The organism is Sphingomonas sp. PP-CE-3A-406 (genome assembly GCF_003688625.1).
Lineage (GTDB): Bacteria > Pseudomonadota > Alphaproteobacteria > Sphingomonadales > Sphingomonadaceae > Sphingomonas.
This window is the reverse complement of the sequence record NZ_RCWY01000002.1, coordinates 713,476-737,733: the sequence shown is the minus strand read 5'-3', so window position 1 is coordinate 737,733 and position 24,258 is coordinate 713,476. Positions and strand designations below refer to the sequence as shown.

The 24,258-nt window shown below is 67.2% G+C and carries 22 protein-coding genes; 17 read left to right on the top strand and 5 right to left on the bottom strand.

Features of this window, described 5'->3' with window-relative positions:
- The first annotated feature begins 208 nt into the window (after positions 1-208).
- From ptsP to C8J44_RS09770, 16 genes are all read left to right on the top strand, one after another.
- Complete coding sequence (gene ptsP, locus C8J44_RS09845) at positions 209-2,482, top strand: phosphoenolpyruvate--protein phosphotransferase (protein WP_121904336.1); 2,274 nt, start codon at positions 209-211, stop codon at positions 2,480-2,482.
- Between the two features lie 101 nt (positions 2,483-2,583).
- Entirely contained in the window at positions 2,584-3,528 is a 945-nt protein-coding gene (locus C8J44_RS09840) for a helix-turn-helix domain-containing protein (protein WP_121904335.1), read from the top strand.
- Positions 3,529-3,624: 96 nt separating this feature from the next.
- Entirely contained in the window at positions 3,625-4,545 is a 921-nt protein-coding gene (locus C8J44_RS09835) for a tetratricopeptide repeat protein (RefSeq protein WP_121884277.1), read from the top strand.
- A gap of 193 nt (positions 4,546-4,738) precedes the next feature.
- Complete coding sequence (gene tilS / locus C8J44_RS09830; protein WP_121904334.1) at positions 4,739-5,707, top strand: tRNA lysidine(34) synthetase TilS; 969 nt, start codon at positions 4,739-4,741, stop codon at positions 5,705-5,707.
- A 156-nt stretch (positions 5,708-5,863) separates the two neighbouring features.
- Positions 5,864-7,855 (top strand): ATP-dependent zinc metalloprotease FtsH, encoded by a 1,992-nt coding sequence (gene ftsH / locus C8J44_RS09825; protein WP_056051689.1) that lies wholly within the window; start codon positions 5,864-5,866, stop codon positions 7,853-7,855.
- 104 nt (positions 7,856-7,959) lie between these two features.
- On the top strand, positions 7,960-8,319 hold the full coding sequence (locus C8J44_RS09820) for a hypothetical protein (RefSeq protein WP_235529816.1): 360 nt from the start codon (positions 7,960-7,962) through the stop codon (positions 8,317-8,319).
- Between the two features lie 70 nt (positions 8,320-8,389).
- The gene (locus C8J44_RS09815) at positions 8,390-9,040 is read left to right on the top strand and encodes a nicotinate-nucleotide adenylyltransferase (RefSeq protein WP_404969195.1); all 651 of its coding nucleotides are present in this window, start codon (positions 8,390-8,392) and stop codon (positions 9,038-9,040) included.
- Between the two features lies 1 nt (position 9,041).
- Positions 9,042-9,449, top strand: a complete 408-nt coding sequence (gene rsfS / locus C8J44_RS09810) for a ribosome silencing factor (protein WP_121904333.1) — start codon at positions 9,042-9,044, stop codon at positions 9,447-9,449.
- An 18-nt stretch (positions 9,450-9,467) separates the two neighbouring features.
- Positions 9,468-9,890 (top strand): 23S rRNA (pseudouridine(1915)-N(3))-methyltransferase RlmH, encoded by a 423-nt coding sequence (locus C8J44_RS09805; protein WP_060526522.1) that lies wholly within the window; start codon positions 9,468-9,470, stop codon positions 9,888-9,890.
- Positions 9,891-9,893: 3 nt separating this feature from the next.
- On the top strand, positions 9,894-11,066 hold the full coding sequence (locus tag C8J44_RS09800) for a murein hydrolase activator EnvC (protein ID WP_121904332.1): 1,173 nt from the start codon (positions 9,894-9,896) through the stop codon (positions 11,064-11,066).
- A 304-nt stretch (positions 11,067-11,370) separates the two neighbouring features.
- Complete coding sequence (locus C8J44_RS09795) at positions 11,371-12,756, top strand: S41 family peptidase (RefSeq protein WP_121904331.1); 1,386 nt, start codon at positions 11,371-11,373, stop codon at positions 12,754-12,756.
- 20 nt (positions 12,757-12,776) lie between these two features.
- Positions 12,777-13,259 carry a disulfide bond formation protein B gene (locus tag C8J44_RS09790; RefSeq protein ID WP_121904690.1) on the top strand — a complete coding sequence of 161 codons (483 nt, stop codon included), beginning with the start codon at positions 12,777-12,779 and terminating at the stop codon, positions 13,257-13,259.
- Entirely contained in the window at positions 13,256-13,792 is a 537-nt protein-coding gene (locus C8J44_RS09785; protein WP_056061210.1) for a demethoxyubiquinone hydroxylase family protein, read from the top strand. Before C8J44_RS09790 ends, C8J44_RS09785 begins: the two co-directional genes overlap by 4 nt.
- 45 nt (positions 13,793-13,837) lie before the next feature.
- Positions 13,838-14,353 carry a hypothetical protein gene (locus tag C8J44_RS09780; RefSeq protein WP_060526525.1) on the top strand — a complete coding sequence of 172 codons (516 nt, stop codon included), beginning with the start codon at positions 13,838-13,840 and terminating at the stop codon, positions 14,351-14,353.
- Positions 14,354-14,599: 246 nt separating this feature from the next.
- Positions 14,600-15,109 (top strand): DUF2306 domain-containing protein, encoded by a 510-nt coding sequence (locus C8J44_RS09775; RefSeq protein ID WP_121904330.1) that lies wholly within the window; start codon positions 14,600-14,602, stop codon positions 15,107-15,109.
- Positions 15,110-15,390: 281 nt separating this feature from the next.
- Complete coding sequence (locus C8J44_RS09770; RefSeq protein ID WP_121904329.1) at positions 15,391-16,092, top strand: DJ-1/PfpI family protein; 702 nt, start codon at positions 15,391-15,393, stop codon at positions 16,090-16,092.
- Here C8J44_RS09770 and C8J44_RS09765 read toward each other — a convergent pair.
- The gene (locus C8J44_RS09765; RefSeq protein ID WP_121904328.1) at positions 16,089-16,721 is read right to left on the bottom strand and encodes a DedA family protein; all 633 of its coding nucleotides are present in this window, start codon (positions 16,719-16,721) and stop codon (positions 16,089-16,091) included. The two genes, C8J44_RS09770 and C8J44_RS09765, sit on opposite strands and share 4 nt — an antisense overlap.
- An 80-nt stretch (positions 16,722-16,801) precedes the next feature.
- Between C8J44_RS09765 and C8J44_RS09760 the strand changes: the two genes are divergently transcribed.
- Positions 16,802-17,599, top strand: a complete 798-nt coding sequence (locus C8J44_RS09760) for an aldo/keto reductase (RefSeq protein WP_121904327.1) — start codon at positions 16,802-16,804, stop codon at positions 17,597-17,599.
- A 130-nt stretch (positions 17,600-17,729) separates the two neighbouring features.
- Here C8J44_RS09760 and C8J44_RS09755 read toward each other — a convergent pair whose 3' ends face one another.
- From C8J44_RS09755 to C8J44_RS09745, 4 genes are all read right to left on the bottom strand, one after another.
- On the bottom strand, positions 17,730-19,115 hold the full coding sequence (locus C8J44_RS09755; protein ID WP_121904326.1) for a UdgX family uracil-DNA binding protein: 1,386 nt from the start codon (positions 19,113-19,115) through the stop codon (positions 17,730-17,732).
- 34 nt (positions 19,116-19,149) lie between these two features.
- Positions 19,150-20,394 carry a putative DNA modification/repair radical SAM protein gene (locus C8J44_RS09750; protein WP_121904325.1) on the bottom strand — a complete coding sequence of 415 codons (1,245 nt, stop codon included), beginning with the start codon at positions 20,392-20,394 and terminating at the stop codon, positions 19,150-19,152.
- Between the two features lie 220 nt (positions 20,395-20,614).
- The gene (locus C8J44_RS18470; protein WP_168371622.1) at positions 20,615-20,791 is read right to left on the bottom strand and encodes a hypothetical protein; all 177 of its coding nucleotides are present in this window, start codon (positions 20,789-20,791) and stop codon (positions 20,615-20,617) included.
- 33 nt (positions 20,792-20,824) lie between these two features.
- Positions 20,825-24,211 carry a chromosome segregation SMC family protein gene (locus C8J44_RS09745; protein ID WP_121904324.1) on the bottom strand — a complete coding sequence of 1,129 codons (3,387 nt, stop codon included), beginning with the start codon at positions 24,209-24,211 and terminating at the stop codon, positions 20,825-20,827.
- Positions 24,212-24,258: the final 47 nt, after the last annotated feature.

The following is a 24,258-nucleotide window of genomic DNA, read 5'->3' as shown; positions in this document are numbered from 1 at the left end:
AGGGAGGGCAGGGGGTGGGTCGCCTTCCGCATATTCAGGTCTCTACGACCCAAGCAGGCCGACCCACCCCCAACTCCTCCCTTCAAGGGAGGGGAGAAATCGAAATTCACGGACTTGTAAGAATCCACACCCAGAGATCGATCGAACTTGGCCGCAACACTGCTTTTGTTGCGTGGCACCCAAGCGCTTCATCTGATAGCCAACCCGTATGCCCCTTTCGGCCGCCGCCTCCGCCCGCGAAATCCTCACCAGCCTTCACGACGTGATGGCGTCGCGCACGTCCGCGCAAGCCAAGCTCAATTCGGTCGTCGGCATCATCGCCACCGCGATCGATAGCGAGGTGTGCTCGATCTATCTCCTGCGCGAAGGCGTGCTCGAACTGTTCGCGACGCGTGGCCTCGATCAGGCTGCGGTTCACGTCACCAAACTGGCGATGGGCGAGGGGTTGGTCGGGACGATCGCCGAGGACATCGAGGTGCTCAACCTCGACGAAGCTGCCAGCCACCCCGATTTCGCCTACAAGCCCGAGACCGGCGAGGACCGCTTCCACAGCTTTGCCGGCGTGCCGATCATCCGCCGCGAGCGCTCGGTGGGTGTGCTGGCCGTCCAGCACACCGACCGTCGCAAATATGCGGACGTCGAGATCGAGGCGTTGCAGACGGTCGCGATGGTGCTGTCCGAACTGATCGCCAACGCCGGGCTGATCGATACCACCGCCGGCGGCGCGGACCGGCCGCAGTCGACCGCGGCGATGCGCATTCCCGGCCAGAAGCTCGTCGACGGCATGGGCGCGGGCTACGCGGTCTATCACCAGCCGCGCATCCATATCGAGCACACCGTCGCCGAGGATACCGACGCCGAGCGCCACCGCGTCTACGCCGCGTTCGACAAGATGCGCGAAGGCATCGACCGGATGACGCGCGATGCCGAATTCGGTGTCGGCGGCGAGCATGTCGAAGTGCTCCAGACCTACAAGATGTTCGCCTATGACGAGGGTTGGGCGCGGCGCATCAACGAGGCGATCGACTCCGGCCTGACCGCAGAGGCGGCGATCGAACGCGTCCAGCAACGCACCCGCCAGCGCATGCGCCAGATCGACGATCCGCTGCTCGCCGACCGGATGCACGATCTGGAGGACCTGTCGAACCGGCTGCTCCGCATCGTCTCGGGCCAGATGGGCACCGCGGCGCAGATGGGCCTTCGCCAGGACACCATTCTGATCGCGCGCAACCTAGGGCCGGCGGAATTGCTCGAATACGACAAGCGGCGACTGAAAGGCGTGATCCTCGAGGAAGGGTCGCTCACCGCGCACGTCACGATCGTCGCGCGCGCGATGGGCGTACCCGTGCTCGGCCGCGTCCGCGACATCCGGCGGTTGGTCGCAGAGGGCGACATGCTGTTGCTCGACAGCGCGGAAAGCAACGTCTTCGCGCGGCCGTCGGCGGCGATGGAGGAGGCGTTCGAGGCGCGGCTCGCGATGCGCCAGAAGCGCAAGGCGGCGTTCGCGGCGCTACGCGACGTGCCCCCGATCACCAAGGACGGCCACCGGCTGACGCTGATGGTCAACGCAGGCCTGCGCGACGACGTGGCCGCGCTCGACATTACCGGCGCCGACGGCATCGGCCTTTTCCGCACCGAGTTCCAGTTCCTCGTCTCCGCGACGCTGCCGCAGCGCGAGCGCCAGCAGCGGCTCTACCGCGAAGTTCTCGACGCGGCGGGCGATCGTCCGGTGATCTTCCGCACCGTCGATATCGGCGGCGATAAGGCGCTGCCGTATCTCAACAAGCACGATGCGGACGAGGAGAATCCGGCGATGGGCTGGCGCGCGCTGCGTCTCGGCCTGGAGCGTGACGGGTTGATGAAGGTGCAGGCCCGCGCGCTCCTGGAAGCCGCCGCCGGTCGCACGCTCAACGTGATGTTCCCGATGGTCAGCGAGCCGTGGGAGTTCGACGAGGCGCGCGCGCTGTTCGAGGCGCAACGTCACTGGCTGGAGGGCCGCGGCCGAAAGATGCCGCTCGCGATCCGCTACGGTGCGATGCTCGAGGTGCCGGCGCTCGCCGAGATGCTCGACATCCTGCTGCCGAACATCGATTTCCTGTCGATCGGCACCAACGACCTGACGCAGTTCCTGTTCGCTGCCGATCGCGCGAACCCCAAGCTCGCCGAGCGCTACGACTGGCTCAGCCCGTCGATCCTGCGCTTCATCGCCCGGCTGGTCGCGCCGGTGCGTGCAGCGGGTGTCGATCTTGCGGTCTGCGGCGAGATGGGCGGGTTGCCGCTGGAAGCGATGGCATTGATCGGTCTCGGGATCGAGCGGCTGTCGATCACGCCGGCCGCGGTCGGCCCGATCAAGGCGATGACGCGGTCGCTTGATCGGTCGGCGTTGGCGCCGGTCATGACAGCGCTGCTCGCCAACCCGCCGCGTGACATGCGCGCCGCGCTGACCGCGTGGGCGGTGGAAAACGGCGTCGAACTCACCTGAACCGCGTTTGCCTGCCGGCTGCGCGTTGACAGGACACGGACCGTCGTAGAAACGGAAACCATAGCGGGCGACGCTTTGAGAGCCCGGTTTCGGAGATAAGAATGGACGAGGTCGAACCCGGCCAGAACGCTGTGCCCGCTCAGACCGAGCGTGCTGGCGACATTCTTCGTACCGCACGCGAGGCGCAGGGCCTGAGTGTGGCCGATATCGCGACGCGGACCCGCGTACCGCTCCGCCATCTCGAAGCGATCGAGGCGTCGGACTACAGCGTGTTGCCGTCGTCGACCTATGCGGTCGGTTTCGCCCGCGCGTATGCACGGGCGGTCGGCGTCGACGAGGTGCCGATTGCGCAGCAGGTCCGCGAGGACGTCGCCAAGCTCGGTCGCCGGACGCCCGAATACGAACCGTATGAGATGACCGACCCGTCGCGCGTGCCCTCGCGCGGGATCACGATCGTCGCGCTCGGGATCGCGATCGCCGTCCTTGTGCTGGTCGGCCTCTGGTACGGCACCGACATGTTCCGCGGATCGCGGACGTCGCCCGCCGACGTATCTGTCGCACAGGTTCCGGCAGCGCCGGTGGCGAAGACCGCGCAGTCGGTGCCCGCCGCGCCGACCCCGGCCAACGGGCAGGTGACGCTGACCGCATCGGACGAGGTCTGGATGCGGGTCTACGACGCCGATAACAAGACGCTGTACCTGGGGACGATGAAGCCGGGCGAGAAGTTCGATGTACCGCGCGACGCGAAGGACCCGAAGATCAACATCGGTCGTGCCGACAAGCTGGCGGTGACGCTCAATGGCGCCGCGGCGCCCGCGCTTGGTACCGGCGAGCGTGCGATCAAGGACGTCCCCGTCGGTGCGACGGCGATCGCCGCGCGGATCGCGGGAACACCCGAGCCACAGGCCACGCCAACGGCCTCGTCCGCGACCACCGAGCGGTTGCGCTCACGTCGCCCGAATACGCCCCGCCGTCCGCTCAGCGAAACGCAGCGCGCGAACATCGACTCGGCCGAGATCCCTGCGCGGGCGACCACGAATCCGTGAGCAGCGGCAGGCATCGCCAGGGTCTTAAGGCTGGCGACAGGAGGGGTAGTGTAGCTATACCCGGACGATTAACCAATTCACCGGGGGGCGTGGCCCATGCGTAAGTCAATTCTGGTCGGCGTCTGCCTCGCGGCTCTGTTGCCGGCGACCGCGCAGGCGCAGAACGTCGAAGGCCGCGTCGGCAAGCTCGAGAGCGAGATGCGCGCGGTGCAGCGCAAGGTGTTTCCCGGTGGCGCAGGCCAGATGCTCCAGCCCGAAGTCCGTGCGCCGCAAGGCGAACAGGGCCCCGGTCCGGGCTCGCCCGCGAACAGCGCGATCATCGACGTGACGCAGCGCGTCACCTCGCTCGAACAGCAGATGACCTCGCTCACCGAGCAGATCGAGCAGAACCAGAACCGCGTGCGCCAGTTGCAGGATGCGTTCGACAGCTATCGGCGCACCAACGACGCGCGGCTGAAGGCACTCGAAACCGGCCCCGCGCCGATCGCGGCGGGCGGTCCGATCGAGCCTGACGACGCGTCGAACGGCGGTCCTTCGCGCCCGACGCCGCGGCCCGATACGGCGGCCAAGCCGGGTACCGCTACGCCGGCACCGACCAAGGTCTCGGTCGAGAAGCCGTCCACCGGCGACGCTGCGGAAGACGACTATATGTACGGCTATCGCCTGTGGGCGGCCAAGCAATACCCGCAGGCCGAGGCGCAGTTGAAGAAGGTCGTCGCGGACTATCCCAAGAGCAAGCGCGCCAGCTATGCGCAGAATCTGCTCGGCCGGTCGTATCTCGACGAGGGCAAGCCGAGCCTCGCGTCGATGGCGTTCTACGACAATTACAAGAAGATGCCCGACGGCGAACGCGCGCCCGACAGCCTGCTGTATCTGGGGCAGGCGCTGACCAAGCTGAACAAGCCTGCCGATGCGTGCAAGGTGTATGACGAACTGAACGACGTCTACGGCGCCAAGATGGCCGCGGCGATGAAGGGGCAGGTCGCTGCCGGACGCAGCGCGGCGAAGTGCAAGTAAGCGATTTATTCATGCTCGTGCGTGATCCCTTGTTCGTGACTTCACGTCGCACACCAGCACCACCCCGGCGGAGGCCGGGGCCCAATTGGGAAGGCCAGCGTAATGGCGGGCTGCGCCTAGTCATCGCTGTCCCCCAATTGGGCCCCGGCCTCCGCCGGGGTGGTAGACTTTTTACGATGATGATGCGCACCGCATGACCGAAGAAGGCCGTCGCTTCGCCGCCGACTTCGCGCGGCTCGCCAGCGACATCGCCAACCCGCTGTTCGCGGTATCCGGCGGGCCAGACAGCATGGCGATGCTCACGCTCGCGCACGAATCGCTTCCCCCCGGCTTCACGGTCGCCAGCATCGACCACCGCCTCCGCCCCGAGGCGGTCGAGGAATCCGCGATGGTCGCCGCGTATTGCGCGACGCTCGGCATTTCTCACGCCACGCTCGCGCCGAGCGAACCGATCACCGGTGCCAGCATCCAGGCGCAAGCCCGCACCACGCGCTATGCGCTGCTGACGGAGCACGCCCGCGCGATCGGGGCGGGGGCTCTCGTGACCGGGCACCACGCCGACGATCAGGCCGAGACCTTCCTGATGCGGGCGGCGCGCGGTTCGGGTCTCGCCGGTCTCGCCGGTGTGCGGGCGCGCACCCACGTCAACGGCGTGATCGTGATTCGTCCGTTGCTTGACTGGCGCCGCGCCGAACTCCGCGCGATCGTCCGTCGTGCCGAGGTGCCGTTCCTCGACGATCCCTCGAACCATGATGACCGCCATGATCGTACGCGGTTCCGCCGGCTGCTCGGCGAGAACGAATGGCTCGGCACGCCGAATCTCGCCCGCGCGGCGGCCGCGCTGGCCGAGACCGACACCGATGTCCGCGCGATGGTCGACTGGATCTGGACCGAACGCGCCAAGGTCGGCGGCGGCGAGGTGAAGCTCGCTGTCGAGAATCTGCCCCGCGAAATTCTCCGCCGTCTCGCCCGTCGCGCGATCGGCACGGTCCGCGCCGAGGCGGGCATCGTCGCGCCGGAATGGACCGAGGCCGCCAACATCGAAAAGCTGCTCGACTCGCTCACGACCGGCAAGCGCACGACTCAGGCCGGCATCATCGCCAGCGTCCGCGGTGATGTCTGGCGGTTCCGCGAAGCGCCGCCCCGCCGCGTTCTCGACTGACCCGCGTTCCTGACTGCCGGCTTTCCTGCCCAAGCCAGAGCCTCTATGTCCGGTGACGTGACCGCCCGTTCACACTGATCAACGCAAGTCGCGCGTTGTTCCATTGCCATTAACCTGTGCGCGCTTATCTTGTGCGCTGAAAGGTATCGTGCACCCATGAACGACAACGAGAACCGCGGGCAGAAGCCCCAGGGCCCCGGCAACGGCGGTCCTGACAATGGCGGCGGCGGCAATCCTTGGATGAAGAGCCTGTTGATCTGGGTCGGCATCCTGCTCGCGCTGGCGCTGTTCGTGACCATGTTCGACGGCCGTACGGCGACGTCGGGCGGCAACACGATCGCGTATTCGGCGTTCCTCGACAAGGTCGACGAGGGCACCGTCAAGGACGTCAACATTTCGCGCGACATGATCTCGGGTACGTTGTCGTCGGGCGAGAAGTTCAAGTCTTACCCCATCCAGGACTCGACGCTCGTGCCGAAGCTGCGCGAGAAGGGCGTTGCGATCAGCGCGAAGCCTGAAGAGGGTCCGTCGATGCTGGCGCTGCTGCTGTATCAGTCGCTGCCGTTCCTGCTGTTCCTCGGCATCGCGTTCTTCGTGCTGAAGCAGATGCAGAAGAACTCGGGCTCGGGCGCTATGGGCTTCGGCAAGAGCCGCGCGAAGATGCTGACGCAGAAGGAAGGCAAGGTTACCTTCCAGGATGTCGCGGGCATCGATGAGGCTCGCGAAGAGCTCGAGGAGATCGTCGAGTTCCTCAAGGATCCGACCAAGTTCGCACGCCTCGGGGGCAAGATCCCCAAGGGCGCGCTGCTGGTCGGCTCGCCGGGTACCGGCAAGACGCTGCTCGCCCGCGCCATTGCAGGTGAGGCCGGCGTGCCGTTCTTCACGATCTCGGGCTCGGATTTCGTCGAGATGTTCGTTGGCGTCGGCGCGAGCCGTGTCCGCGACATGTTCGAGCAGGCCAAGAAGTCCGCACCGTGCATCGTCTTCATCGATGAAATCGATGCTGTGGGTCGTCATCGCGGCGCCGGTCTCGGCAATGGTAACGACGAGCGCGAGCAGACGCTGAACCAGCTGCTGGTCGAGATGGACGGCTTCGAGGCGAACGAAGGCATCATCATCATCGCCGCGACCAACCGTCCCGACGTGCTCGATCCGGCGCTGCTGCGTCCGGGCCGCTTCGATCGCCAGGTCACCGTGCCGCGGCCGGATATCGAGGGTCGCATCAAGATCCTCGAAGTCCACATGAAGAAGGTGCCGTTGGCGCCCGACGTCGACGCTCGCGTCATCGCTCGCGGTACGCCCGGCTTCTCCGGTGCGGATCTCGCCAACCTCGTCAACGAGGCTGCGCTGCACGCGGCGCGCAAGGGCAAGCGTCTGGTGGCGATGGCCGAGTTCGAGGAGGCCAAGGACAAGGTCATGATGGGCGCAGAGCGTCGCAGCATGGTCATGACCGACGACGAGAAGCGGATGACCGCGTATCACGAGGCCGGCCACGCCGTCGTCGCGATGCACGAGGCCGCGTCGGATCCGATCCACAAGGCGACGATCATCCCGCGCGGTCGTGCGCTGGGTATGGTGATGCGTCTGCCCGAGCGCGACTCGTACAGCTATCACCGCGACAAGATGTACGCGAACCTCGCGGTCTCGATGGGGGGCCGCGTCGCCGAGGAAGTCATCTTCGGCTACGACAAGGTCTCGAGCGGCGCCTCGGGCGACATCCAGTACGCCACGGGCCTCGCGCGCGACATGGTCACGCGCTGGGGCATGTCGGACAAGGTCGGTCCGCTCGAGTATGGCGAACCCGAGGGCGAGTCGTTTCTGGGTTACTCGTCGAGCCGGCCGTCGCGTATGTCGAACCAGACCGCGCAGTTGATCGATGACGAGATCAAGCGGATCGTCGAAGGCGGTCTCGACCGCGCCAAGCAGGTGCTGAGCGATCATGTCGATCAGCTTCACACGGTGGCTGGCGCGCTGCTCGAGTTCGAGACGCTGACTGGCGACGAGATCAAGCAGTTGATTGCCGGTGAGGATATCGATCGTCCGGATCCGGGCGCGAAGGCATCCACCGTGCCGCGTGCGGGGACTTCGATCCCCAAGACGCGTCGCCCGAACGGTCCGTTCGGTACGCCGTCGCCGCTTGGAGCCTGATCGGTTCGTCGCGGATCGGTTCATCGAGGCGTAAGCCGTTGATGTGTATGGGCAGTCTTTCCCCGGAAAGGCTGCCCATGTCGTATCTGCCCAAATCATTTCCCGTGGCTCTGATCGCCGCCGCGACGATCGTCGGGGCCGCCGTCCCGGCAAATGCGGCGATGACCGTCCAGACCTTTCTTGCACGCGCCAATGCGCTACGCGATCAGGGACCAATGGCGTTGATGTCGCCCGACCTGCCGGTGCTCAAGGCGGAAGCCAAGGCAGCGACCACGCAGTTGAAGGCGGATCGCGCCGCGCGCGCCGCCGCGGGCAAACCGCCGATCGCCTGTGTGCCGGAGGGCGAGAGCGTCGGCATCATGGACATGCTCGACGGTCTGTCGCAGCTCCCCGCCGCCGATCAGAAGCGTCCGCTCAAGGACGGGTATGCGCGGGTGCTGGCGAAGCGGTTCCCCTGCAACTGAGGCGCCGGGCGCGCTGCCGTGTTGATAACCGACGAGTCCGGTCATACCGTCGGTCGATGTCTTGCTCGCCTTGGCTTTCCAGCATCTGCTTCTGCTCGCCCGAGGTTTGACCCACGTCGGCATTCTCGGCGGGTCGTTTAACCCCGCCCACCGCGGCCACCGCGGCATCACGCTCGCGGCGATCGACGCGCTCGCGCTCGACGAGGCGTGGTGGCTGGTGTCCCCCGGCAACCCGCTCAAGGATGCGGCCAACGACATGGCGCCGCTCCCCGCGCGCTTCGCCTCGGCGCGACGGATGGCCCGCCGCGCGCCGATCCGCGCGACCGACATCGAGGCGCGGCTGCACACCCGCTACACGCTCGACACGATCCGCAAGCTCAAGCGGCGCTACCCGAAAATCCGCTTCATCTGGTTGATGGGGGCGGACAATCTCGCGGACTTCCACCGCTGGAAGAACTGGCGCCAGATCGCCCGCGAGGTTCCGATTGCGGTAATCGCGCGTCCGGGATATGACGGGCGCGCCCTCGCGGCCCCCGCGATGGGTTGGCTGCGGCGCTTCCAACGGCGCACAGACCATGCGAAGAGCTGGACGACGTGGAGATTGCCGGCCCTCGTGCTGTTGCGCTTCCGACCCGACCCGACCTCCGCAACCGGCCTGCGTGCCAAAAATCCCGACTGGGTTCAGCACGTTGCTGGTCCGGTAGTCTTACCCAGGAGCTGACTTGGCCACTTCCCCTACTGCCCCTCGCGCGACCGACCCCGAAGAGGTTGAGGCGCTGCATCGCCTGATCCTCGCGTCGCTCGACGACGACCAGGCGGTCGAGACCATCTCGATCCCGCTCGCGGGCAAGACCAGCATCGCCGACTACATGGTGATCGCCAGCGGTCGTTCGACCCGCCAGGTCGCCTCGATGGCGCAGAAGCTGGCCGAACGGATCAAGGCCGAGTTCAAGCGCCCGGTGAAGATCGAAGGCCTGCCGACCGCCGATTGGGTGCTGATCGACGCGACCGACGTCATCGTCCACCTGTTCCGCCCCGAAGTCCGCAGCTTCTACAATCTCGAGCGGATGTGGGCGTTTGGCGACGCACCGACTCCGCCGCCGGTGCCGACCTTCGCCGACGAAGACTAGACTTCCGAGACGGCGGCGGTGCTGCTCCACATCGTCGCCCGTGGTCGGATCGGGCGATCGCCCGAGGCCGACCTCGTCGACCGCTATCTGAAGCGGATCGTCTGGCCGACCAAGGTCAGCGAGCTCCCCGACACCGGCGGCAAGATCCCGCTCGTCGGCGAGCAGACCAAACGCATCCTGCTCGACGAGAAAGGCGAGACGCTGTCGTCGACGCAGTTCGCGCAAAAGCTCGAGCGGTGGCGTGACGACGGCGTGCGCGAGGCACGGTTCATGATCGGCGCCGCCGACGGCTTCGACGATGCAGCGCGCGACGAGGCGGACCTGCTCTTTTCGTTCGGCCGCGCGACCTGGCCGCATCTGCTCGCCCGCGCGATGCTCGCCGAACAACTCTTCCGCGCCACCAGCATCCTTGCCAACCACCCGTATCACCGCGAAGGGTGATGCATGAGGATGGGGAGGGTGGTCGTCGCAGCGCTGCTGGTCGTGGCGGGCGGCGTAAGCGCACAGACTAAAGCGCCGGAACTGGCGACCGAGCAGCAACGCCTGCTCGCCGCCAAGCGTGACGCCGTGATCGCCACCGCGCGGGCTGCCAAGCTCGCCGCTGCCGCCACGCAGGAGCGCAACGCCGCCGACAAGGCGCGCCGTGAAGAACAGGCGCTCGCTGCGCGCGTGACCGCCGCCGAAGCGAACCTAGCCACCGCAAGTGCGCGCGTAACGCTGGTCGAGCGCCTGCTATCCGATCAGCGCGCCAAGCTCGGCCGCGCGCAAGCCCCTGTCGCCCGGCTCCTCGCAGCGTTGGAATCCCTCGCCCGCCGCCCGACGATCGTCGCAGTCGCGCAGCCGGGATCGGTCGACGACCTCGTCCACGTCCGCGCGGTGCTCGGCAGCGCGCTCCCCGTCGTCCGCCAGCGCACCGAAGCCGTCCGCACCGAACTCGCCGAGACGCGGCGTTTGCAAGCCAGCGCCACGCTCGCTGCCAAGGCGCTCGCCGACGGCCGCGCACGGCTGGAGAACGATCGCATCGCGCTGGCCACCTTGGAAGCACGCCACCGCCAGCGCAGCCAGTCGCTCGGCCGCGGTGCGCTCAGCGAGTCCGATCGCGCGCTGGCGCTTGGCGAACGCGCACGCGATCTCGTCGATGGGATGGCCGCCACCACCAACGCCAAGGCGACCGCAGCCAGCCTGATCGCGCTCGCCGGCCCGATCCCCCGCCCGGTCGCGCCCGGCACCACGCCCCCGTCGCCACCGCGCGGCGTGTACCGTGCGCCGGTAGCGGGCAGGCTCGTCACCGGCTTCGACGAGGTTTCGGAGTCCGGCGTCCGATCGCGCGGCCTGACCTTCGCCACCGCCCCCCGCGCCCGCGTCGTCGCACCCGCGGCCGGCACGGTCCGCTACGCGCGTCGTTTCCGCGACTACGGCACGATCGTCATCATCGACCACGCCGATGGCTGGACCAGCCTCGTCACCGGCCTCGCCGCGACCACCGCCAAGCCCGGCGACCGCATCGCCATGGGCGCGCCGCTCGGCGCCGCTCCCGGCGAAGACCCGCGCATCACCGTCGAACTCCGCCGCCGGGGGCGGCCGGTCGATGTGGCGTCACTGATAGGGCCGCGCTGATCGGCTAAGCTAGGTCAGCGCCTGACTTCGTGGTCGAAATTCGCCAAAACTACCCCGTCACCCCGGACCGGTTCCGGGTCCACCGTTCCGCGAACCCGAGTCTCTCGATCGTGCGAAGCCGTGGATGCCGGAACGAGCCCGGCATGACGGAGCATCGTGTGTACGTGCCGCCCCGAACGTCACCCCCGCAGTCAGCCGCCATTAACCCCGGGCCCGCTTTGCTCCGCGCGTTGCCGCCAGCGTTCCGCTACGCTACGCCGTCACGACCGTACGACACGTCTTTTCTCAGGTTGCAGGACCATCGATGCCTCGTCCTATACTGCGTACCCCGTTCCTTGCCGCGACCGCGATCGTCGGCGCGCTGACGCTGATCCCATTGGCCACCTCGGCGATGGCCGCGGTCGATACCGACACGTACCGCGAGTTCGACCAGTTCCTCGACGTGTTCAACCGCGTGAAGGCGGATTACGTCGACAAGGTCGATGACAAGACGCTGATCAAGGGCGCGATCCAGGGCATGCTCGCCAGCCTCGATCCGCACAGCTCGTATGTCGACGCGCTCGACTACGAGAACCTCCGGATCATGACCGAAGGCAATTACGGCGGTCTCGGCCTGACCGTCCAGATGGAGGACGGCGCGATCAAGGTCGTCTCCCCGCAGGAAGACTCCCCCGCCGCCCGCGCGGGTGTAAAGTCCGGCGATTACATCACGCATATCGACGGCAAGCTGATCTACGGCGATTCGCTCGACGAGGCGGTCGGCAAGATGCGCGGCAAGCCCGGCAGCAAGATCACGCTCGGCCTCGTCCGCCCGGGCCGCGACAAGCCGCTCGACGTGACGATGATGCGCGAGATCATCGTCCAGAAGCCGGTGAAGTGGGAAGTCCGCGGCGACGTCGGCTATATCAACATCAACACCTTCAGCGAGAACACCGGCGCCGACACCCGGGCGGCGATCATGGCGATCGACAAATCGCTCGGCCATCGCCCGCTCGGCTATGTCGTCGACCTTCGCGAGAATGGCGGCGGCTTGCTGACGCAGGCGATCGAAGTCAGCGACGCGTTCCTCGATCACGGCGAGATCGTCTCGCAGCGCGGTCGCGAGAAGACCGATATCGAGCGCTATTATGCCAAGCCCGGCGACGACGCGCACGGCCTGCCCGTCGTCGTCCTCACCGATCCCGGTACCGCCTCCGCCTCCGAGATCGTCGCCGGCGCGCTCCAGGATCACCACCGCGCATTGATCATGGGCGAGCGCAGCTTCGGCAAGGGCTCGGTCCAGACCGTGCTACCGCTCGGGCCGCAGACCGCGCTCCGCCTGACGACCGCGCGCTATTTCACGCCGTCCGGCCGGTCGGTGCAGGAGGGCGGGATCGAGCCCGACATCAAGGTGCCACAGCTCACCGATCCCGACTACAAGTCGCGCCCTGTGTTCCGCGAGGCGGACCTGCGGAAACACCTGATCAACGAGGTGAAGGCCGACAACGCGGTGCTGGAGGAAGATACAAAGACCGACCCCCGCTTCTCGCAGACGCCCGAGCAGTTGAAGAAGCAGGGCATCGACGATTTCCAGCTCTATTACGCGCTGAAGACCGTCGCGCGTCTCGGCGGGCCGACCCAGGTTGCCGCCGCGACCAAGCCGCGCCCGATCAAGCCTGATGCAGACGCTGCCAAGGCCGCCACCAAGTGAGCGTGCGTCGCGGGTTGGGCATGACCAAGAACGAAGAGATTGCGCGCGCCATCGCGCTCCTGCTGCCGGCGTTCCTGCTGCTCGGTGCGCTCGGCTCGCAATATCTCGGCGGTCTGTATCCGTGCGAGATGTGCCATTGGCAGCGTTGGCCGCATTATTCCGCAGTGCTGGTCGCGGGGGCGACGTTCTTCGTTCCAGGGCGCTCGTTGCGCGCATCGCTGGTGATCATCGCCGGGGTGCTGATCGGGCTGAGCGGGCTGATCGGCGTCGCCCATGCCGGCGTCGAATATCATTGGTGGAACGGCTTCACCGCCTGCACCACGACCGTCTCGATGGCCGGCACGACCGCGGCCGAACGTCTCGCCGCGATCATGAACGCGCCGATGGTGCGCTGTGATTCGCCGCAATGGAAGCTGCTCGGCATTTCGCTTGCCGGGTTCAACGCGATCTTTTCCCTCGTCGGTGCGTTCACCATATTCGCACTCATGAGGAAGACGAGATGAGCGGCTGGAAGCCAGGAGACGCCAAGCGGGCGACGGATTCGATGATCCGCGTCGACCAGGCCGGCGAATACGGCGCGATCCGCATCTATGCGGGCCAGCTTGCCGTGCTCGGCGATCGTCATCCGGCATCGCGCTCGATCCATCACATGGCGCAGCAGGAAGAGCGCCACCGCGCGTTCTTCGACAAGATGATCGTCGAGCGCCGCGTGCGCCCGACGGTGTTGCAGCCAATCTGGAAAGTCGCCGGCTTCGCGCTCGGCGCCGTTACGGCCGCGATCAGCCCGCGGGCTGCGATGGCGTGCACCGCCGCGGTCGAGACCGAGATCGACAAGCATTACGAGGAACAGCTCGTTCAGCTTGGCGCCAGCGATCCCGAGCTATCTGCAGCCATCCTCGATTTCCAGGCCGAGGAACTCGAGCACAAGGCGACAGCGATTGCGGCCGGGGCCGAGGAGACACCGGGGTATCCGGTGCTGAGCGCGGCGATCCGGCTCGGTTGCAAGGTCGCGATCGCTACCGCCAAGCGGATCTGAGATGCGACGTTCGAGATGAGAATACGGATTGTGGGAGTGATGCGTATGAAAATGCTTTTTGCGGCGGCGTTGCTCGTCGCCGGACCTGCGGTGGCGCAAACGTCCCAACCCGCGCGCCGCGCGCCGCCGACGCTCGCGCAGTTGCCCGCCAAAGCGCCGACCCTCGCCCCGGCATTGCCCGGCGCTACCGGCAAGCCGAACACGATCTCGGCCCCCGGCGAAGTTTCGCGCAGCGCTCCCGTCAACGGCGTGCTGACCCTGTTCGGCAACGAACGCTGCCCGACCAACCAGAACGGCGAAGAGATCGTCGTCTGCGTCCGCCGCAGCGCGCAGGAGCAATACCGCGTCCCCAAGGAGCTCCGCGAGTTCGTCGTCACGCCCGAGAATGCCAGCTGGGCGACCAAGGCTCAGGGCACGATGGACGCCGGGTCGGGCGTGAACACCATCGGCAGCTGCTCCGCGGTCGGCGCAGGCGGCGCCACTGGCTGCTTCGGCCAGCGGGTGCGGGAATCACGTCTGGAAAACAAGACGCGGGCTGCGGAAGTCCCGGTCCTCCCATAAGAAATTCGAGAAACAGTTCTTCTACTCACCCCTCCCTGAAAGGGGGGGGCAGGGGGTGGGTCGGGTTCCGCAAGCGGCTCAGTTAGTGGCACCAGCAGGCCGACCCACCCCCAACCCCTCCCTTCCAGGGAGGGGAGCACGGTTTGATCCCGGCGACCCCGCCAGCACGCGCCACCCAGAAATTGCCCCTTGGCTTCCGCGCTGCGCACCCCGTACCGTCCCCATGGGACATACAAGGGGGCACGAATGGCACTAACACTCGGACAACGAAAAACCCGTCTGCGACCGATCGCTGCCGACGGTTACGAAAAGCTTCTCGCCTACGCCGCAATCCTCCTCCTCGCCGCCGTCGTGACCGCGCTGATCCGCGGCCGCCCGCACTGGCCGGAGGTCCCGACGATCGTCTGGTTCCACCTCGCCACCATCCTCGTCGCGCTCGCGCTGACCCCCATCATGCTCCTGCGCAAACGCGGCGACCGTCCGCACCGCGCCCTCGGCACGATCTGGGTCGTCGCGATGTTCGCCACCGCGCTCGCCTCGTTCGGCATCCGGACCAGTACCGGCGGCTTCGGTATCATCCACCTCCTGTCGATCTTTACGCTCGTCCAGGTCCCGATCATCTGGTGGTCGGCCCGCGCGCACGACCTTGCACGGCACCGCACCAGCGTGCGCGGGATGGTCACCGGCGCGCTGCTCATCGCGGGCGTATTCACCTTCCCGTTCGGGCGCATGCTCGGGACATGGCTGTTCGCCTGACACCCGTGCGCGCTGTTCCCGACGTAACTGTCCTACAGGCAGAGGGGGTGGCATGATGCGCGAATGACGTCGGCAACCATCCGAAGCGCGTTCGCTAAAACCGCCCCCTACGGTGCGCCGGGTGCCGACGAAAATGCTGCACCAGCGTCTGCACTTTCTGCACTTCGGTTGAGCGCGCTCCTTGCGCGGTGCCGGACTCGCGTTGTTTATCAGCGAGTTAAGCCAATTTTGAGCGATGTCGCGGTTTTCGATCGTGAGAGCCCATCGCAAGGAGCAACGGCATGACCGAATCGCTGAGCATCGCCTTCCTGCTATTTCCGAACGTGACCCAGCTCGACCTGACCGGCCCCGCGCAGGTCCTCTCGCGGCTCGGCAACGCCCGGCTCGATCTCGTCTGGAAGACGCTCGATCCGGTGCCGACCGACGCCGGCTTCTCGATCCTGCCGACCGCGACCTTCAATGATGTCCCGCGCGCCGACATCCTGTGTGTCCCAGGCGGGTTCGGAATCAACGACGTGATCGCCGACGACGAAGCGATGGCGTGGGTCCAGGCGGTCGGGGCGGAGGCGACCTGGGTGACGAGCGTCTGCACCGGATCGCTGATCCTCGGCGCGGCCGGTTTGCTCGAAGGGTATCGCGCCGGATGCCATTGGGCGCAGCGCGAGATGCTGCCACTGTTCGGCGCGATCCCTGTCGATGCGCGCACCGTGGTCGACCGCAACCGCGTGACCGGCGGCGGCGTCACCGCGGGGATCGACTTCGCACTGAGGCTGACGGCGATGATCCGCGGCGAGGCGCATGCCAAGGCGGTCCAGCTGAGCCTCGAATATGATCCAGCGCCGCCGTTCGACAGCGGCTCGCCCGCAAAGGCCGAAGCCGATATCCTCGAGGCGGTGAAGCGGCGAACCGCGCAGCTTGTGCCAACGCGCGACGCCGATCTGCGCGCGCTGGCGAAACGCCGCGGTTACCCCCGAGAGACTTAAGGGTGACGATTCAACCCGCGCACCCGGTGCCAGATGTAGAAGCCGGCGAGCGCGATCAGGGCGACGCCGATCAGCAGGTCGGCGCTGTGGAACGCTGCCTTCACGCGCGGATCGCTGTCCCACTTGTCGCCGAGCTTCATGCCGACCCAGGCAAGCCCGAAGCACCACGGCCATGACCCGACGAAGGTGTAGACGTGGAACGGCACCAGCTTCATCCGCGCGACGCCGGCAGGGAAGGCGATGAACGAGCGGATGACGGGGAGCAGGCGACCGATCAGCACCGCGATTGAGCCCCATCGGGCGAAGAACCGGTCGGCGGCATCGAGCTCACCCGGACCGATCAGCAGGTATTTGCCCCAGCGCTCGGCCATCGGCCGCCCGCCACGCTTGCCGATCTCGTACGCAACGATCGAGCCGAGGTTGCACCCGATCGCGCCTGCGGTTGCGGCGAGATACAGGTCGAATCGCCCGGTCGAGACGAGGTAGCCGGCGAACGGCATGATGATTTCGGACGGCAGCGGGATGCACGCGCTCTCGATCGCCATGAGCAGCGCGATGCCGACATAGCCACCCGAAGAGATGACGCCGATCGTGAAGGTGGCCAGCACGGCCAGGATCTTTTCGAACATGGCTCGGTCGATTGCGCGAACCTGGCGCGGAAGGGAAGAGCCAATCGGAACCGCCGGCCGTGTCGTGCGCTGTTTGCGGCATGACAGATCTTACACTCAACGACGGCCGCACGATGCCCCAGCTTGGCATGGGCACGTGGCAGATCCCCGACAGCCAGGCCGCGGCAATCGTCCGCGCCGGGCTCGATATCGGCTTCCGGCTGGTCGACACCGCCGCGATCTACGAGAACGAGCGTGGCGTCGGCGACGGCTACAAGGGCTCGGACGCGTTCCTGACGACCAAGCTCTGGAACGACCGGCAGGGTGACGCCGAAGCGGCGATGGACGAGAGCCTTGCTCTGCTCGGTGTCGAATCGGTCGACCTGTACCTGATGCATTGGCCGGTGCCAAAGCAGGACAAGTATGTAGAAGCCTGGAAGGCGATGATCGCGCTGCGCGATGCCGGGAAGGCCATGTCGATCGGCGTCTCGAACTTTCTCCCCGAGCATATCGATGCGATCGTCGCTGCGACCGGCGTGCTGCCGGCGGTCAACCAGATCGAACTCCACCCGAATTTCCAGCAGCGCGAACAGCGCGCGTATCATGAAGCGCATGGCATCGTGTCGCAGAGCTGGAGCCCGTTGGGTCAGGGCAAGACGCTGTTGCAGGACGGCGCGATCGTGCGGATAGCGGACAAGCATGGTCGAAGTGCGGCGCAGGTCATCCTCGCGTGGCATTTGGCGAATGGCTTCTCGGTAATCCCGAAGGCTTCGGATGCCGAGCATCTCGCGGACAATTTCGCGTCGCTGGATCTGACGCTGGATGACGAGGACATGGCTGCGATCGAAGCGCTCGACGATCCTGCGGGCCGGCTGGGACCAGAACCGAACGCGATGTGATCCTCCCCGGTACGGGGAGGGGGACCAGCGTAGCTGGTGGAGGGGGGACAACCCAGAGCGTATCGTGCATGGAGAACCCCCTCCACCCCGCCGCTGCACGTCGCGGTCCCCCTCCCCGTGCCGGAGAGGATTAGTTGATCCGACCGCCTACCGTCCGCAGATCGTCTACGAACCGCGCATATTCTTCTGCCGCCTGAGCGGGGTCCGGTAATCGCAGCAGATAGCTCGGATGCACCGTGATCCAGGCCTCCCCACCATCGGGTAGCTGCAATGCCCGGCCACGCTCGCGCCCGATCGTCATTACCTTGCCGAACAGCGACCGCGCCGCCGTCGCGCCGAGCGCCACCGTTACCTTAGGCTTAATCAGCATTTGTTCTTGTTCGATCCACCAGCGGCAGGCGTCGATCTCGCCGGCGCCGGGCTTGGCGTGGATGCGTCGTTTGCCGCGTTGTTCGAATTTGAAGTGTTTTACTGCGTTGGTGACGTAGGCGCGCGAGCGGTCGACTCCCGCCTCTGCCATCGCCTTGTCGAACATCTGGCCGGCGGGGCCGACGAATGGGCGTCCGGCGATATCCTCCTGGTCGCCAGGTTGCTCGCCAACGAACATCAGTGGGGCGTCGACTGGGCCTTCGCCGAACACGGTTTGCGTCGCTGGCTTGTAGAGCGGGCAGCGGGTGCAGCCGGCGGCCTCGTCGCGTAGCGCTTCCCATGCGATCAGGCTGTTGCCGCCGACCGTGTCGCGCGCTTTCGCAATCATTCCGCTCTCCCGTGCCTGTGCCGCTGCCAGCAGGCCCGGCACCAGCGCGGTTTCGGGCATGTTCTTCCAGTATTTTTTCGGCATCTCCTTCAGCATCGCGCCGATCTTGACGCGCGCCGGGTTGAAGATGCTGGCGTAATAGGTCTTCCAGACTTCCTCGGTCGGGTCGCCGTCGGGGGCATCCGACTTGCTCGCGCCGGGGCCTTCGCTGAGCGCCTTGCCGTCCCAGTGGATCGAGACTTCGGGCGTCAGGATCGACCAGCGCATGCTGGCGAAGCGGTTGACGAAGAACGCAGCGTTGGCGCGGACGATGTGGTGGTCGGGTTCGAACCACGCGACGAAGCGCGTTCCGCCGTCTTCCTCGACTTCGCGGAAACGGAGGAAGGCGCGCATCTTGTGGATGTCGCGGCGGACGTCCTTGGCGATCCGGTCGAGCCTGCGGACGAGTGGGTCGGCGCGGTCTTCAATCAGTTTGGGTTCGCGGCGGAGGCGGAAAAGCAGCGTGTAGAGCAGGGCGAACCGTTCTGGGTCGCTGCCGAGGATGGCGCTGCGGGCCAGGTCAATGAAGGCGCGTGGGACGGAGAATGCGCCTGGGGGTGGGGCGGGGGCCGGATCGGCTACGGTTGCAAACAGGTCGACCGGTTCGTCGCCGACTTGCCAGACGACGTCGTCGGGGGGAACATCCTCGGCAATCAGGCCACGCGCGGCGTCGCGCCAGCCGTCGAAGTCGTCGGGTTCGGACAGGGTTACGACGCGCATAATCCTCCCCGTGCCGGGGAGGAATGCAACGGCGTCACGCGAACATTTCCATTTGCTTGGGTTTCGGGGCGACGATGGGGCGGAGTTCGGCTCTGTCTGCCAGAACCACCGGGCGCCAATCCTCGGCGATGATGAAGGGGCGGAGCTTGGCGACTGACACGGTCAAGCGGGCGATGTCGGCGAGGTGCAGGCGGCGCCAGCGGCGGCTGGTGAGGATACCGTTGACGGCTTTCACGCCCAGTCCGGGGACGCGAAGGAGCATTTCGCGTGGGGCGCGGTTGACGTCTACCGGGAAAGAGCCGCGAAATTTGAGCGCCCAAGCGAGCTTGGGGTCGATGTCGAGCGGCAGCATGCCAGTCGCGTCGTCGGCGGCGGCGACCACTTCGTGAGGCTGGAATCCGTAGAAGCGCATCAACCAGTCGGACTGGTACAGACGGTGCTCGCGCATCAAGGGCGGGCGTTGCAGCGGCAGGACGGCGCTCGCATCAGGGATGGGGCTGAACGCGGAATAATAGACGCGGCGCAGGCCGAAGCGGTCGTACAGGGTCGACGCCTTCCGGACGATGTCGCCGTCGGTCGCGGCGTCTGCACCGACGATCATCTGGGTCGACTGGCCGGCGGGGGCAAACTTCGGCGCGGACTTGTACTTGGCCTTGGCGTCCTTGCCGTCGATGATCGAAGCCTTCACCTCCGCCATCGCGGTCTCGATGCGGACGCCGTCCTTTTCCGGGGCGAGACGCTTCAGGCCGTTTGCCGTCGGGAGTTCGACGTTGATCGAGACGCGGTCCGCGTACAGCCCGGCCTGGTGGACGAGTTCGGGATCGGCGTCGGGGATCGTCTTGAGGTGGATGTAGCCGCGGAAATGATGGTCCTCGCGCAACGACCGCGCGACCTCGACCATCTGCTCCATCGTGTAGTTCGACGACGCGATGATGCCCGACGAGAGGAACAGGCCTTCGATGTAGTTGCGCTTGTAGAAGGCGATGGTGAGATCGACGACTTCCTTCGCCGTGAAGCGGGCGCGGCGAACGTTCGAGCTCTTGCGGTTGATGCAGTAATGGCAGTCGAAGATGCAGCTGTTGGTCAGCAGGATCTTGAGCAGCGAGATGCAGCGGCCGTCGGGCGCATAGGCGTGGCAGATGCCCATGCCTTCAGTCGAGCCGAGCCCCTTGCCGTCCTTCGAATTGCGCTTGGTCGTGCCCGACGATGCGCACGATGCGTCGTATTTGGCTGCATCGGCGAGGATCTCGAGCTTTTCACGGGTGTCGAGTTGGGCCATTCGTTCGTCTTACGTTCCGCGAAAAGGGGTGTCGAGTGATGGAGATCAACTTGTTGCTATGTCGCTGATGCGGGGCGGTTCTCGGTCACGGGGGCAGAGTGAAGTATAGAAAGTACAGACGCTGGGAGCGTTTTTGCAGGTGCAATTTCGTGGGTAGGAAAGTCTCGCGATCTCGGCGTCGGAACGCTGTCAGGATCTGGGCGTGTAGGACAGCGATCAGTCAGTCGAACACGTAGCGGATCAGGTCGACCATGCCGCCGAGGCTTACGGGCAGGAGCAGCAACAGGAAGAGATAGACGAAGATCAGGCGGGTGAGCGCCTTCTCGTGACGATACACGGGCTTGCGCGGAGGCAGGTCCTCCTTGCGCGGCCAGATGCTGGATTCGTCGAGGAACATCGAAGGTCAACGTTGCGAACGGGGATTGTCTCCCTACGCCGTTGCAATGAGTCCGGTCGCGGCTTGCAGGTCGACAGAGACGAGCCGGCTGACACCGCGTTCGATCATCGTTACGCCGAACAGGCGGTGCATGCGGCTCATCGTGACGGCGTTGTGCGTGACGACGAGGTAGCGCGTGTCGGTGTCGCGCGACATGCGGTCGAGCAGATCGCAGAAGCGCTCGATATTGGCGTCGTCGAGCGGGGCGTCGACCTCGTCGAGGACGCAGATCGGCGCAGGATTGGTGAGAAACAGGCCGAAGATCAGCGCGACCGCGGTCAGCGCTTGCTCGCCGCCGGATAGCAGCGTGAGCGACTGGAGGCGTTTGCCGGGCGGTTGCGCCATGATCTCGAGACCGGCTTCGAGCGGATCATCGGAATCGATCAGTTCGAGGTGCGCGGCGCCGCCGTCGAAGAGCGTGGTGAAGAGGCGCTGGAAATGGCCGTTGACCGCTTCGAATGCGGCGAGCAGGCGTTGGCGGCCTTCGCGGTTGAGCGTGCCGATCGAGCCGCGCAGCCGGTTGACGGCCTGCCCGAGTTCGTCGCGCTCGACCGCGTTGCCGCGTGCGGACTCTTCGAGTTCGGCGAGTTCGGTTTCGGCGACGAGGTTGACCGGGCCGATCCGCTCGCGGTCGGTGGTGAGGCGGTCGTGCGTGGCGGACTCGTCGGCTGGCGCGCGGACGTCGGCGACCGCGAAGCCGAGACGTTCGGGGAGCACCGGGGCGGGGCATTGGAAGCGCTCGCCCGAAAGGCGGCCGAGATCGAGGCGGCGCGCTTCGTGGTTTTCGACGCGCGCGATCGCGCCGGCGCGGGCTTCGCGCGCGACGGCGAGCGCTTCGGTGGCGGCGCGGTGGGCGTCGTCGGCGGTGCGGGCGGTGGTCTCCGCAGTGCGTTCGGTGGCGAGGAGCGCGTCGGCGGTTGTGCGCGCGTCTTGGTGTTCGGCGTCGAGCGTCTCGATTTCAGCGTCGAGGGCGGCGGGGCGAGCGGCGATCGCGGCTAGGTCGGTGCCGAGCGTGGTTTCGCGCGTGTCCATGGCGGCGATGCGCTTGGCGGCTTCACCGGCGCGCGCGCGCCAGCTTCGGGTGTCGGCCTGGGCGGCGGACAGGCGTTCGCGGTGGGTGGCGATGCTGCGGTCGAGCGTGGTGCGATCGGCGCGGGCCTGCGCGACGGCGGCGCGGGCACGTTCAGCGTCGTACTGGAGCGCGGCGACCTGACGCGCGTTGGCGGTGCCGTCGGGGACGGCGGCCATCGCGGCTTCGGCGCGGGTGCGGTCGGCGTGCGCGTCGGCGACGTCGTCGGCGATGCGGTGCGCGCGGACGTCGAGGTCTGCGCGCTGGGTGACGAGGCGTTCGAGCGCGGCGGCGGCGCGGTCTTCCTGACGGAGGACGTCGCGCGCGGCGGTTTCGGCGCGTTGCAGGGCGGCGCGGGCGGTCTGTGACTGGCCTCTAGCCTGGGCGATCCGCTCGTCGATTGCGGCGCGGGTTCGTTCGGCGTCGTCCAGCGCTTTGGCCGCGGCGGGGCGGGCGGCCTGGAGCGCGGCGAGGCGGTTGCGGCGGACGAGGCGTTCGGCGGCGGCCGCGCCGGTGCCGGTCGCGGTGAAGCCGTCCCAGCGGCGGAGGTGGCCGTCTCGGGTGACGATGCGCTGACCGGCGGCGAGGTGTTGCTGGCCGTCGGTGTCGACGACGAAGACCTGCGCGAGTCTGCGGGCGAGGGCGGGGGGCGCGTCGACATGCTCTGCCAGCGGTTCGGCGTCGGCGGGCGGGCCGGGGTCGTCTTCACGGGGCTTGGCGCCTGCCCATGCGTCTAGGTTGGTGTCTAGATCGTCGCCGAGCGCGGCGGCGAGCGCGCGTTCGTAGCCCGTGCTGGCCGAGACATGGTCGAGCAGCCGATCGCGGCCGCTGCGCTGCGTTGCCTTGGTGAGTGCGGTCACTTCGCTGTCGATCGCGGCGAGGTCTGCGCGGGCGCTGGCACGGGTGGTTTCGGCGGCGTCCCGCGCGCTGGTCGCGGCGGCTTCGTCGGTGTCTGCCTGGGTGATGGCCTGACGAGCGGACTCTGCGGCGGCGGTCGCGGTACGTCGGGCTTCGGCGGCGGTTTCGCGCTCTGCGGCTAGCGGCGCGGGGTCGCCGAGGGCGCGGAGGGCGGCGGCGATCTGCGCAGCGTCACGATCGGCGCGGTCGGCGCGGGTGCGGGCGGCGGCGAGGGCTGCGCTGGCGACGCGGACTTCGGCGGCGTCGCGGGCTTGCGTGGCGAGCGCCTGGGCCAGCGCGACCTCGGCGTCACGGGCGCTGCGTTCGGTTTCGGCGAGTGCGGCGTCGAGATCGGGGATCGCGGCGGTGGCATCGGCGATCGCGGTGTCGAGCGTCTTGGCCTCGTCGGCGAGGCGGGCGAGCGCGGCGGCGGCGTCGCTGGCGAGCGATCCTTCGCGGGCGCGGTCGTCGGCGATGCGGGCGCGGGCGTCGGTGAGGTCGGCGATCCTGCGTTCGACGCTGGCCTTCTCGGTTTTGAGCGCGGCGAGGCGGTGGGCGAGATCGCCGACCAGGTCGCGCGCGGCGAGCGCTGCGGTGCGGGCGGTGGAGACGGCTTCGATCGCGCTATGCTGGTTGGCGGCAGCTGCGCGTTCGGCTTCGGTGGTGGCGTGGACGCGGGTTTCGGCGGCGGCGGCTTCGGCTTTGGCAGCGTCGGCTGCGGTGGCGGCTTCGCGCCATCGGGCGAACACTGTGCGCGCTTCGGCGACGCGGATCTGCGCGGAGATGAGGCGGTAGCGTTCGGCGGCGCGGGCCTGGCGTTTCAGTGTGGCGGCGCGGGAGTCCTGGTCGGCAATGATCTCGTCGAGCTTGGCAAGATTGGCTTCGGTGGCGCGAAGTTTCCCCTCGGCGTCTTTCCGCCGGACGTGGAGGCCAGCGATTCCGGCGGCTTCCTCGAGCATCGCGCGGCGGTCGGCAGGCTTGGCGGCGATGACCGCGCCGATCTTGCCCTGGCTGACGAGCGCGGGCGAGTGCGCGCCGGTGGCGGCGTCGGCGAAGAGCAGGCCGACGTCCTTTGCGCGGACGTCGCGGCCGTCGATCCGGTAGGCGGAGCCGGCGCCGCGTTCGATCCGGCGGACGATCTCGCGCTCGTCACCTGCTATTTCCGCGAGGATCGAGACTTCGGCGAAATCGCGCGGGGGGCGGGTGGCGGTGCCGGCGAAGATGACGTCTTCCATGCCGGCGCCGCGCAGGGATTTCGCGCTCGCCTCGCCCATCGTCCAGCGGAGGGCTTCGAGGAGGTTGGATTTACCGCAGCCGTTCGGGCCGACGACGCCGGTGAGGCCGGGTTCGATGCGGAGATCGGCGGGGTCGACGAAGCTCTTGAAACCGGTGATGCGGAGGCGCTTGATCTGCATTCTTGGCGCCCCCCGACGGTTGTGATTTTACGCCGAACCGTAAAGCT